Raw genomic sequence first — 13,050 nt, forward strand, 5'->3', positions numbered from 1 at the left:
ATGCTAGAGTTGTGCCGCGATCGCCAGCACAGTCAAAATTCACCCACATCCAAACTTTTGCCAACTGCTGCCGCCAACGGCGCTATTAACCGCCCCAAAATCATGCACTACCAATCCCAGCAGCAACGCCAAAAACACACGACTCAGAAAAAAATTAAAAAAGCTATTTTTTACTGTTTGACAGCAATATTTTTCTGCTGGAGTACCGCGAACCTCGCTACAATTGCTCAAAACACAGGCCAGGGCGGGCTTAACGGGCAAGAAATGAGAAATTTGCTCGATCGGGGAAACCTCACCGAAGCCGTAACCCGAATCGAAGAAAACTGGGAAGAAGACTATCAAAAATACTTTGAACAAGACTTTGAGGGCCGTGCTAAAACCGCCGAAGCAATATCAAAAACTCTCTCCCGGCTAGCAGTTCAAACCAAGAAAAAACCTGCTTTAATTTACGCTATCCCACGCACCGACCAACTAGAATTAATCTTAATATTGCCCGATCGCCCGCCCATTCTCCGCAGCGTCCCGGAAGCCAAACAAGAGAAACTGCTCTCAGTAGTCCAAGAATTCAGCAGCGAAATCACCAACCCCGTAAAAATCAACACCACCACCTATCTAGAACCAGCCCAACAACTCTACAAATGGATAGTTGCACCCCTAGAAACAGATTTGCAAACAGCAAAAATTGAAACCTTGCTGTTCTGCGTCGGCGCAGGTTTGCGAACCGTACCCCTAGCAGCAATGCACGACGGAAAGCAATTTTTGATCCAAAAATACAGCCTCTCCCGCATCCCCGCCTTCAAACTCACAGACAGCAATTACACCGACCTCAGAAACGTGAAAGTCCTAGCAATGGGAGCATCAGATTTCGCAGAAACGGCGAACAAAGAACCGCTGCCAGCAGTTCCATTAGAACTAGGCGCGATCGCCCGACAGTGGCCCGGTCAATCCTTTCTCAACGAAGATTTCACCATAGTAAACTTGCAATCCCAGCGACTGCAACAAAGATACGGAATCATCCACCTTGCCACCCACGCCGAATTCCGCCCCGGAACCCCAAATAACTCCTACATTCAATTTTGGGACACCCAACTCGGTCTCGATCAAATGAGAGATTTAAAATGGAACAATCCGCCCCTCGAACTATTAGTATTAAGCGCCTGTAGAACCGCCTTGGGAGACAAAGAAGCAGAACTCGGATTTGCAGGTTTAGCACTGCAATCGGGAGCAAAATCAGCCCTCGCCAGCCTGTGGTACGTCAGCGATGCGGGCACTCTCGCCCTGATGACAGAATTTTACCAGCAGTTAAAAATCCGCAGGCCAAACGACCCTCCAATCATTAAAGCTGAAGCAATGCGGCAAGCACAAATTGCCGCGATCGAAGGCAAAGTGACGATCGAAGGCGGTCAACTGCGAAGTGCGCGAGGCGACATTCCCTTGCCCCCGTCCATCCCCAAACTCGACAGCAAAGATTTATCCCATCCGTATTATTGGGCAGCTTTCAGCATTATCGGCAGTCCTTGGTAAGTGGGCCTCTTGACCGAAACTGGTGATAGGCTATAAAACATAAGTAATTTAATATCTGTAGCTGTCGCTCAACCAACCACCACCAACCTGTGACGAATCAAGCGGGAGCCTTCAAGGGGAAAGAAAGATGAAAAAATTAGAATTTTTGCTACAGAAAGAAGGCGATCGCGCCTGGTTGCCCCTAGAAACCTCCGACGTGGAAATTCTAGAAGGTAAATACCGCGTGGTTGCTCGCATTCAGCACCCCAACACCGACATCGAAATTCGCGTTACCCATACTTCCTTCGACCAAGGGGCGCAGCGGAAAGTCCAAAGCCGATCGGCCCGCACCAACCCCGAAGGATTAGTCGTGATCATTCCCTACACCAGGCTCAAACCCGGACTGTGGGAACTCTCCTGCTTGCCAGATCCCAAAGCAACACCACTAAAACCTTGGCAGTACGGCGTTCAGTTGGAAGTATTGCCCGCAGAATCGGAAACCTCCGAACCCCTACCGCCGATCGACCAAATCGAACCTGCTGCTTCCACCGCAGCCCCACAAATCGCAGTACCGGTCGATCGCCCCGCACCACAAATTGCAGCACAGGTTGATCGTCCCGCACCCACCGAAATCCCAGCAGCCGATTCAGCACCGCAGCAGACCAAAATCTACCAATTCCCAATTCCCCAAACCGCCCAACCTAAACCGCACGTCAAACTCGAACTCGTCCTCGATCAAGAAACCTTCGTCACCCAACTCGGTCGCCCCTTAATCATTTCCGGCAAAATCGACATTCCCCAACACCCGCAACCAAGCAGAAAAACAGCAACTCTCATCCCCGAATCCGAAGCGCTAGAACTCAAACAACTCATCGGTTCAGCACAACTGCAAATTTACCTGCGCGACCCCCAAACCTCAAAAATTCTCGCAGAAATCCAGCAGCCGATGCCAGAACAAGTTCCCCCCTGCATCTTTGCCTGCGTCACCTACATCCCAACCGAGTGCAAAAGCCGCCTAATTTTAGGAGAAGCAATTCTCAGCAGCGGCGGCGTCACCCTAGCCACCAAACTATTCACAATTACAGCTCGTTTAGAGCACCTTCTACAGGAAATTAAAGACAATTTCATCGAAGAAAAGCATCAAGCTGAACCCTCCCCAACAGCCTCAAAACCGTCTGGAAGCGCCAAAAATATATCCTTCCTCAAGCTAGTAGAAAAATCCTTAGACCCTCCCTCCCCCGCCGAAGTCCCAACCACTGAAGCCCTACCCCCTCTACTGGCTTCGCGTCACACCCCAAGTGCAGGCGGTTTAGAATTGCCCGCCTTCGGTAACAAACTGCCCGATAGCAGCCGATCGCAATTGCTCTCAGAAATCTCCAATTCGCCTCAAACTGCCCCAGAGTCGATCGACCCGCAAACCAAACCCTCAGACATCCCAAATCCCACTCAAACAGCCGAAATCGGAGCGATTGACCAAAAACCCGAAAACATCCCCCAACCAGAAACAACAGCCCCAGAAACCCCGCCAGCACCCACAAAACAGGCATTTCAAACCTTAAATGTCGAAAGTCGATTTTGGTCGCGACTGAGTTCCCTAGCCAGCAACGGCGAATCGTCCGACTGGCTGAAAGCAACCACCCTGTCACCAACTCCAGCAGCCGCCGCAAATAGCAGCGACGAAATTGCCGTTGTGGAAGAAAGTAGCCCAACCCAGCAGCAACCCGAAACCAGCGAAACAATTTCCGATCCCCAATCCACTAGCCCGGAAGCCAGAGAATTTGTGGTTTTTGACGAGCCCCCGCAACCAAAACAAGTTGCTCAAAAAACCGCAACTGTCGTAGCAGAAGTAAATCCCCCAACTCCCTACGTTTTGCCAGAAGACGAGTTAGTACCGATGCCGGTTTTGGAATTGCCGCGCGCCGAAATCATCGCGGGCCAGGCTGTAAAAGTGCAAGTGCAACTGCCGGAATTAATGCCCCGGATTTATGTAAAAGTTTGGGTGTACGATCGACAAACCTACCTGATTCTCGACGGGCCCCGCTGGATTACCGAATTTAAATCTAACGGGTTGGGAAATGTGCGAGCAAGTGTCGAGTTAGAGATTCCCTACGGCTGCATGGAAGTCGAATTTGAGGCGATCGCCGTCGAAATGCAAACTCAGCGGGAAAGCCACAAAATAAGCGTTCACCGCCAAGTTTTACCCCCAGCCGGGCCAAGTTTGCCCCTCGAAGGGTAAGCTCAAATCCCCGTGCATCCCCGTTCATCCGCTAACATCTGCGGTTAAAAAATCTTACTTAGTTCCCGCCAACTGCCGAAACTTCTTCTTAAACTTATTCTTATACACGTAGATCAATCGCTGTAAATCCTCAACTTGCAGCGACATCTCGGCAGCCAAACCCGTGCGGTTCCAAACATCTTCCTGGCACTTGCGGCGACAAAAATTCATCGGTTCCGAGTAAACTTTCCGACTAGATAAAGTAGGCTTCGGGCCGCACCAGTGAATCACCGTCCCCTGAGTACGATCGCCCGCAGGCCCGCTTTCTTCCACCGGAAACTGCTTTCTTAGCAAATCCTGGTCAAAATCCGGCACCAACAACTGCATATCCACATTCTGCACCCGCAGTTTGCCTTCTTGAGCGGCGCGGAAGACCATCAGGTTAAAAAAGCCCATGTCTCCATACTTAAATATGTCTGGATGTTCATCATTAAAATCCAGAATCTTTCTATACTCCTCTAAGCTGAAAACACCTCGTTTCCCAAAGAATGTGCCTGGACAGACATAGCGAGAGCGATAGTCTTGCCAACGAAAATCTGGAAAATACTTTTCGACTCCTGGAATGTCAAAGAAAAATTCCGTGATATCCGCATCCGAGTAATCGTAACAAGGCTGGTCAATAATAAAGTCGAAGTCTTCAAAATTAGCCAATTTGAGGACATCTCCCCAAACAATTGTATCTGCATCCATCAGGAGAAAATTTTGCCAAGGACTTTCCCAAAAGGGAATCATATGACTTTTTCCCCAACCAAAGCTTCTTTTTCTCAGAAGTGGCTCAGAGACGGTATCGTGATTAATGACGCGCACTCCGTAAACTTTTTCTAGGGGACTCACGGAAAACGTACCGTCAATCAACAGGCAGATGGGAACATCTCCCAGGAAATATCGGATGCTAGCACAGCAACCCTTTGCCAACAAATAATCTTGGTCGCAGCAAGCAATAATAACACCAAAATCTTCCATAAACCCTCACTATTTTACTAACTTGCCTAGCCACAGCGTTTCGGTTTTTTGTTCTGAAAGCAGCTCGATTTTCAAGTTTTGCATTTTAGCCAGCTTAGCACTAAACTTCTGCGATCGCCCGTAGACAAAAACATCACTAAAACCGCTAGGAATATTGGGTATAGTTGGTCTGTCAAACAACTGAGCTCGACGGCGCGCTTTCGGGTCAAGCAACACCAATTGCAGCCGCACTGTCGGTTGTAACATATGACTCATTGACAGTATATTTCCCAGACTGACTTCCGAGATATCACTGACAAGCAGCGGCTTTGGGGCACGATCGATCCTGCGAGCAATTTCGGGATTTTCCCGGCCCCATTCCTTAGTCCACCAAGTCTCGGCTTGAGAACTAACGGCATTCGACAGCACCCCGCCCGTTAACAGTACAACTGTCAAAACTTTCCACATTTGCCGTTTCCAGCTTGGCACGCCCAGCGCGGTAATTTTAGTCGCTAACAGGTAAGCCACAGCGATTTGCATCCCCAAATAAGTCGGAAATAGGTAGCGAGCTTTAGTCGATCGGATTCCTCCCAATATAACATCCGGCAGCACGAGTGCCAGTGCTGTCACCGCCATCACCGTCACCACAAACAGCCAAACCTGTTTCTTCGTCTCCGAACACAGAAAATAAACTGCATACCCTACCATTGTCAATAAAATTAAAGTCGCTGCCACTAAACCAATAAGATCTACGGATATCGCATTAGAAGTTAGTCCGAAATCCCAAAAAACGCGACCGATATTTCCGACCCAATTCTTAACTAAAGATAGCCTCTGAATTTCTAGATTAGCCCAACTTGTTGCCCCGGAAGCTGCACTTTTATTTACCATTAAAATTACCATCCAAGGCAGAAATGCTAGCAAGGACACGGCAATTGCGATCAAGTAACTCAGTAGTTTTTTATTCGACGTAAAACCTTGAGTTCCTAAGATATAAAATCCATGTCCTAACCCCACTAACAGACTAAATAAATGAGTGTAAAATCCCATAATATTTGCTACTGAGTAAATGCTCCAACTCAGCTTATTTTGCAGCCGCAGTGCTCGCAGCAGAGACGCACAAGAAAGCAAAATCAGCGCCGACCACAAACTGTAGGGACGTGATTCTTGAGCGTAAAGCACGTGCAAGGGAGAAACTGCTAGCAATCCCACGGCTATCCACGCCACTTCCGGCGATGCAAACAATTCCCGGCACAGCCAGTACAGGCAAGGAAACGTTAACAAACTCATCCAAACTGAGAAACTTCTTGTCGCTGCAGGAGAATCACCGAATAGTTTTGCCCAACACTTGACTGCCAGAAAATACAGTGGTGGCAGTTGAGGTTCTTCTATTGCCAAACTTTTAACAGTATCGCCAAAATTTTTGATCGCATTGAGGCGCTGATATTTCATTAAATCTTTTGGTGCTACTAACTGACCGCTGCTTATTTCACGAAGGACTTCTGTTTGCGTGTATCCAGAAATCCGCAGGGAAGTAAATACTTCATCGTACCAATAAAACTTTTTGTCGATGTTGACGAAGCGAAAGAAAAATCCTAATAGCAATAATACCACTACTAACAGCCGCAGTTCTATTTTCATCCCAGTCAGAGATGGTGTAAAAAATATAGATTGTACGCGTCAATTTAACATACCATAGAAAGAGCGAGTGCATTGCCCAATCTACAGGTTGTTCGATCGCCCTCCCATAACTTACGGCATTTACTTGTGTTCTTAGCAAATTAAAACCGTTTTGGATGCACTCCTTACTCTCATAAACCCGGTTTTTTAACTTCGATCACCTAAAAGGAAGTATTTGCATTCCTCAAACTCGGTTGATGCCTCCTGGACGCCCGGAGAATCAATGGATACTTTGCCAGTATCCGCTCCATAATTCGGGGCGGACTACCCACTCAGGAAGGATTTTGCGTCATTTGAGGTGCATCGTTGAGCGATTTATCCCGGATTATTGAGGGGATATCTTTGGCAGTGGCATAAATCACAGAGAAAATGTGCTTTGAGAGCCCGAGGCTGTGCCAAAAAAATAACTGGTTGTCAAACCCAAGACAGCGAGGCCACAAAACTATAATTTCAGCTAACAGGGATTCAGTCGGCTGCTGCTGCCAGACCGCAAAAAAATTGTGTTAAAGTAGCGGGAAATTAAACCCGCCGACGGTTAGTCTCAAAAATGGCGATCGTCCTGGCAAGTCCCGGTGGCAGCGGGCATCAAAAAACCAACATTGGTCAAGCCTGAACTTTGGTTTGAATCGGGTAAATCTACCAGCCTTTAGGTCTCAGTTCCCCACTCATGGCGGGAAAATAGCCCCTGCCGGGTCGCGAGGTTTAAAGTTAGGTTAAAAAGCTTGACATTATAGGATATAAAGCTGTATAAGGGATGCGACAAGCAGCCACAATCCTACCTATAACTGTCTGTTAAGTCGGGCGTAACCGAGGACTCTGGGCAGTTGTCAGTTAGAGGCAGATTGTGGTCGAACCCGTAGAACCAGTTGTCGATCGCCCGTAGAGCAACTAAAGCAAGTCGGGCGATCGAGAGATGAAATTAGCACGTGATGGTATAATCAACTGTAATGTAATGTGGGCTTGACCTGAATTGATGCCGGGGCGGTATAAGGGGTGGGCCCCCTACGTTCAAGCAGAAGTAGACACGCCTACTGTGAATCAACAGTTATGGATAGGTTCTATTTTGGCAGTTATTGTCAACAGGCAAGCAACCACAAAAATCAGCAGTTGGGAATTGCTGCTCGTCGAGTTGAATAGAGTGTGAAGGTGTGAGGAAAATGAACAGAACTTTTTGGAATTTACTGCTAGTATCCCCGGCAATTCTGGGGCTATCATCAGTCATGAGTGCCACTGCGATCGCCGCAGAAGCGACCGCAACCCCTGAAGCCAACCAACTAGCTAAAGCTCAGTCATCTGAGTCAAAAATTGCAGAAATAGTTGGAGAAATAGTTGCAGAACCAGTTGCAGCAGCCCCTGCTGCCCCAGAAAACCTGGCTTTAAACAGCAGCGTCGAAGCGGCCCAAACCCCGGTCGTTAACGAAGCAGACGCTGAAAAAATCGCCTCAATCGAACCAGAAACCAGCGCAGCAGCACTGCAAACAACACTGCAAACAACAGGGAGCGACATCGGGTTAGCAGCCCCAATCGCTCCGGCCAGCGCAGCAGCGACTGAACCCCTAGCAGCAGCAGGCACAGCCGAACCCTCGCCCCAAGCATCAGACTTGGCAGTGCAAAGCAGCCAGACAGAAGTAGCTGGGAAAATTGAAGTGCCAGCAGTCGCCAGCACCCCAGCTACTAAGGTAGAAATTGCTCAGACACCAGCCGCCGGAATGGGCGGCCCCATCGTCCCTGTCGCTCCCCAAGCGCTGCCGGCTCAACCGTCGGGAACCATGTCCCAGGTGACATCAGTCACTCAGCTCTCCGACGTGCGCCCGACAGATTGGGCATTCCAAGCCCTGCAATCCCTAGTCGAACGCTACAGTTGTATCGTAGGTTATCCCGACGGCACCTACCGCGGCAACCGCGCCCTGACGCGCTACGAATTTGCAGCCGGCGTCAACGCTTGCTTAGACAGCATAACCCAACTAATTGGGTCAACAGGTAACTTGGTTACCCGAGACGACTTAGCCATCCTGCAACGCCTGCAAGAAGAATTTGCAGCCGAACTCGCTACCCTGCGCGGACGAGTAGACGGCTTAGAAGCTCGCACCGCAGAACTCGAAGCCAACCAGTTCTCCACCACCACCAAATTGGCTGGAGAAGCCATTTTTGCCGTCAGCGACACCTTCGTCGGAGATGGTACCAACCTTGAGGACGACGAAACTGTCACCAACTTCGGCTACCGGGTGCGGTTGAACTTCAACACCAGCTTCACCGGTCGAGACTTGCTCAGAACCCGCTTGCAAGCAGTCAACACCGCCCGCTACGATAGAGCCACGGCTACCGGTACCAACATGGCTCGCTTGGCCTTTGACGGCGATGATGGCAGCCAATTCACACTAGACGAACTGTACTATCGGTTCCCGGTCGGTCGCGCTACAGTCTTTGTCGGTCCTAAAGGACTTGACCTAGATGAAATTGCAGACCAGGCTTCTACCTTTGGTAACTCTACGAGTAATGGTTCACTTTCTAGATTTGGAGTACGCAACCCGGCAGTATTCCGCGGCCCGCAGGGAGCAGGCGCAAGTGTGAGTTTCAACTTGGGCAGCCTCCGAGCTACCGCAGGCTATCTGGCGGGCGACGGCGATGCTCCCAACCCAGCAGACGGCAGGGGCGTTTTCGACGGTTCTTTCAGCGCTCTGGGTCAGATCGGCTTTTTTAGCAGACCGTTTGACTTGGGCTTGACTTACACCCGGAAATACAATCGGGCAGGCGATGTTAGCCTCATGGGCGGCGTCGGCAGTGCCTTGGCTAACCGGCCCTTCGATCAATCACCCACCGCATCAGATAACTATGGGGTGCAAGTTAACTTCAAACCCAGCAGTCGCTTTCAGATTGGCGGTTGGTACGGTTATACGAAGGCTGAACAACTGCGGGGTGGCAACAATGACGCTACCATCCAGAATGGTGCTATCACTGTGGCCCTGGGAGATTTTGCCAGACAAGGCAACGTCCTCGGCTTCGTCTTTGGTGTACCGCCAAAAGTTACCGAGAGCGATGTCGCCAGAAACCGCAACACCTCTTATCACTTAGAGGGTTTCTATCGCTTCCAAGTCAATGACTTTATTTCGGTCACACCGGGCGTTTACGTGATTCTGAATCCCGAACACAACAACAACAACGAGGATATCTGGGTCGGACTCCTCCGTACTACCTTTAGTTTCTAAGGTTCCCAGACATCTAGTTACAGCTAAAAGCGGCAGGCGACTGCCGCTTTTATTTATTGGTCATCAGTCGATCAATTTTAGATTGTTAACAGTCAACTGTTCACAAATTATGAATTTTGGCGGCAAATCCCGAATACGGATGTGTAGCCGTGCAGAAATGTGCTACCGCCGACGGGGCCGATTTCGCCGTTGCAGAAAAAGCCGCTCAAGGGAATGTTTTTGAGGTATCGGCCGAACAGTCGGGAGTCAAAGTTCGATTCGCCGTAAAGCCCTTCACCGCGCCCCAAACAAGAGAACATCAAGGCGCCAGCGCTAGATGTACCACTATACTCGGCGGCCCGCTGATAGCGATCGAGCAGCATTTCTAGGTCTTCTGCAGAGGTGCGCGCGTCCCGCAGGTGAAATTGGATGCGCTGTCCGGGACGGACTCGATCGCCGATCGCAATTGCTCCCACTTTCGGATCGACTCCCAATAGATTGCGGATTAAAAAATCTCCCGGCTCTAATTTCAGCTTGAATTCATCGCTGACTAAGCCTACAAATAAGGAGTGCTGAGCTAATTCTCGGTCTTCTTCGCTCAAAGTTTGAACTAACTCTCGCAAGGCCTCTAAGGGCGATCGCTCGATGCCCCCGCTGCCGGTATCGTCGGTTTGTTCTTCGAGTTTCAGCAAAATATTGCGATCTCCTTCCGTCACCCGATAAGGATGCCCGATCGGCCTGCAGCCTTGAGCGACGATCGTTTCCAAAACTATATTGCCGCTCAAAGCTACCCCAACCGTCCCTTCTCGGTGAAGCTGATAGTCGCAAAACAGCGCCGCGCCCCTGCCCGCACCGTCCCCCCCGGCTAGTCCCCCTACCTTCGCCGCGCCCGGATAGGCATAATCTAGCCCTTGGAGCAAATCGTTAATTTTTGCGGAAAAGGGGTCTGCCAAGATGATGAACTGCGGTTCTTCCTGGGCCGGCACGCCCAAGAGATCCACCCAAGTATCCGGGGGACTATCTAAGTCCGGCAGTTCTTCTGCACCGACGTGAAAAGTTCTGACATTCACTCCCGGCAAGCGCGCCAGACTCAGGCTGACTGCGGGAGATCCTTCGACTTCTTCGGTGAGGCCGCCCCGGTTCGTGCCGATGACTCCTCCCCCGCCACATCCCAGGATCGCGGGCACTGGCAGCATTTCTCGGAGTAAAGGCATCAATCGAGAATACTCGCTGGCAAAGGCAGACGAAATAAATATCAGCGCTAAATCAGCCGGGCCTTCTAGGTCGCGATCGGCTTGTTCTATAACTTCTTTGAGGGCGGATTCCAAAGAGGGACGGGTTGATAAAGCGCTGACCCATTGCATTTGGTTTTGAGTGTACATAAGGCAAACTTCTCTATAAAACTATCTCTATACATTAGGCTAACTGGAACTGGCCACTGGGGGGACGCTATTCTTGGGCGATCGATTCCCCATCGATTGCCGTTCTTGTGTTAACATAAGTTAACATGAGTGTCCCATTAATCTGTTTGGTGTAAAATGCCGTATTCAGCTAAATCTTAAAAGATAAAGCTCAATACAGTTTGACACACCAACCTCGTGTAATGTTTTCATCAAAAGTAAGGTCAGCTCGACCTACATTGATGCCTGGGGACTCTTCCCCCGCCCACGGGGTAGAGAAAAGCAGGAAGTAGAGACGGCTGCTGCGATCGCAGTTATGGATGGTTTGTCTCTGGGCTGCTGCAACAGCAGCGCATCTCAAGCTATTATTAGCTGGGGTCGCCAGACCGAAACAGCAAATCCCACCCAAACTAACATCCAAAAAGAAAACCTTTCTTACTTAATAAGGTCAACTACCCAGGTCTAAAGACACGCTCGCTTCGAGCCTAAGACTTAAACCACTGTTGACCCGCCTAAGACTTTAGAAGTCTAGGTTTTTTGAGTTATGACACCAAGTGGCTGCTTAGCTAGTCCCTTGCTCAGTCGTTAACGGTTAAACATCTTTATTTGGGTTAAGGACGTGCCGTTAGCCGAACAAGCTCACTAAACAAAGGCGCGTGCTAACATTACCTAGAAATAGGTCGGGGACAACCATATTCTCCTACACTTTCCTACCAACAATTTTTATGACAACAACACCCGCAGGCAACATCCAAGAGAAAATTGAAGAAGAACTAGAAAGCGCTCGTACCGTCTGTGACCTCAAGGGCGCAACTTCCGGGGAATGCGCGGCGGCGTGGGACGCAGTTGAAGAACTGCAAGCAGAAGCTTCCCACCAAAAGCAAGTCAAACCTAAGAATTCCTTTGAAAAATTTTGCGACGACAATCCTGACGCTGCTGAGTGCCGCATCTACGAGGAATAAACGAGCCATTTAGCTCTATGCCTTCCCTCCCGCGCCGAAATCTAACTTTTGGCGCGGGAGAATTTTATTTTAGGGGTTGAGCCTTGAAATAATGGCGAGATTTGCCCTCTATCCCAATACGGTTCCAATCCGCCAGCTTCCCCGTCGCACCCCAACGGTGACAAGCATTTGCTCTTGCGTCCCCCAAGGGAGGCGAGGATGGGAAGGAGATATCTCAAGAATAAACAGTTTTAACTCAAGCGTATTGCCGTCTATCGTGTCTCAAGTACCTTTCAAAGCGCGCCAAGTACCTTAGAAAAGGTAGCAGTAACTAAAACATTAAGACCGTGTTCTGGTTGCTGATTTTTTAGCATTTTTGTAGTAAAATTTGTGACAAATAAGTGAGTATATTTTCCCAAAGATGTTGAGTCTTTTATTGGCAGCCACCGGGCCTTGGTTTCAACCGCTAGTCTGGATGGATTACCGGTTGTCTGTGTTATTAACAATTTCGATCCCGCTGGTAGTGCTGATTTGGGCTGTTGTGGCAAAAGCTGAGGCGATCGTCCGTTTGTCGATTATTTATTGGCGGGTGGCGAGTTTGCTGGCAATTACACTTTACCTGATGATGGCTGCGCTGCCTGTGAGCTTTGTATCGTCGGTGATTGGGAGGGCTTTAATTCCTGCTAGTCTCTGGTTTTGGGAGGATTTAAACGAAGAAATTGCAGATCGACCGCAGTCGCCCCTGAAACTGGCTTTTACAGCTTGGCGGTGGGCGATTACTGTTTACAGCGGTTTGGGCGCTCTAGCTCAACTTCCCTTCTTAAGCTGTGCTTTTAAATCTCAAATTCAAGTAATTGACGAACCTTTTTGCCGAGTTTGGTTAGACCCACCTTGGCTCTACAAACAAATGTTTCACCCTGCGGCAAACCCTCAATTTTTGGGATTGTTGGGTCTGATAGGTTTAGCAATTTATGTAATTTACTTGTCATATTTTGTGCTAATTAGACTAGGAAAACAGGGGAGGTCAGCAACCGGAAATTAAGTTGATTTTAAGTAAGTATTTGCCTCCTAAATTGCCGCTAAAGTCTTCAACAAAAAGCTCAAAAATCCCAACTCACAAAAGC

8 protein-coding genes are annotated in these 13,050 nt (G+C 49.3%); 5 read left to right on the forward strand and 3 right to left on the reverse strand.

All coding sequences use genetic code 11. The features are described from left to right. Entirely contained in the window at positions 1–1,524 is a 1,524-nt protein-coding gene (locus tag QUA90_RS01745; protein ID WP_333325859.1) for a CHAT domain-containing protein, read from the forward strand. Positions 1,525–1,651: 127 nt separating this feature from the next. Continuing rightward, positions 1,652–3,739 (forward strand): hypothetical protein, encoded by a 2,088-nt coding sequence (locus QUA90_RS01750; RefSeq protein ID WP_333386452.1) that lies wholly within the window; start codon positions 1,652–1,654, stop codon positions 3,737–3,739. Between the two features lie 54 nt (positions 3,740–3,793). Here the strand turns inward: QUA90_RS01750 and QUA90_RS01755 are convergent, their stop codons facing one another. Then, positions 3,794–4,741 (reverse strand): hypothetical protein, encoded by a 948-nt coding sequence (locus QUA90_RS01755; RefSeq protein WP_333325853.1) that lies wholly within the window; start codon positions 4,739–4,741, stop codon positions 3,794–3,796. A 9-nt stretch (positions 4,742–4,750) separates the two neighbouring features. After that, positions 4,751–6,361 carry a glycosyltransferase family 39 protein gene (locus tag QUA90_RS01760; RefSeq protein ID WP_333443563.1) on the reverse strand — a complete coding sequence of 537 codons (1,611 nt, stop codon included), beginning with the start codon at positions 6,359–6,361 and terminating at the stop codon, positions 4,751–4,753. Between the two features lie 1,196 nt (positions 6,362–7,557). On the opposite strand from QUA90_RS01760, the gene QUA90_RS01765 reads away from it, so the two are divergent. Next, positions 7,558–9,606, forward strand: a complete 2,049-nt coding sequence (locus QUA90_RS01765; RefSeq protein WP_333443565.1) for an iron uptake porin — start codon at positions 7,558–7,560, stop codon at positions 9,604–9,606. 107 nt (positions 9,607–9,713) lie between these two features. Here QUA90_RS01765 and QUA90_RS01770 read toward each other — a convergent pair whose 3' ends face one another. Then, positions 9,714–10,967 carry an FIST N-terminal domain-containing protein gene (locus QUA90_RS01770; RefSeq protein WP_333443567.1) on the reverse strand — a complete coding sequence of 418 codons (1,254 nt, stop codon included), beginning with the start codon at positions 10,965–10,967 and terminating at the stop codon, positions 9,714–9,716. A gap of 743 nt (positions 10,968–11,710) precedes the next feature. On the opposite strand from QUA90_RS01770, the gene QUA90_RS01775 reads away from it, so the two are divergent. Continuing rightward, positions 11,711–11,947, forward strand: coding sequence for a Calvin cycle protein CP12 (locus QUA90_RS01775; protein ID WP_190662788.1), 237 nt, complete (start codon positions 11,711–11,713; stop codon positions 11,945–11,947). Between the two features lie 400 nt (positions 11,948–12,347). After that, complete coding sequence (locus QUA90_RS01780; RefSeq protein ID WP_333045632.1) at positions 12,348–12,968, forward strand: DUF3177 family protein; 621 nt, start codon at positions 12,348–12,350, stop codon at positions 12,966–12,968. Positions 12,969–13,050: the final 82 nt, after the last annotated feature.

The sequence above is a fragment of the Microcoleus sp. D3_18_C4 genome (genome assembly GCF_036702355.1).
In the GTDB taxonomy this organism is placed as follows: Bacteria; Cyanobacteriota; Cyanobacteriia; order Cyanobacteriales; family Microcoleaceae; genus Microcoleus.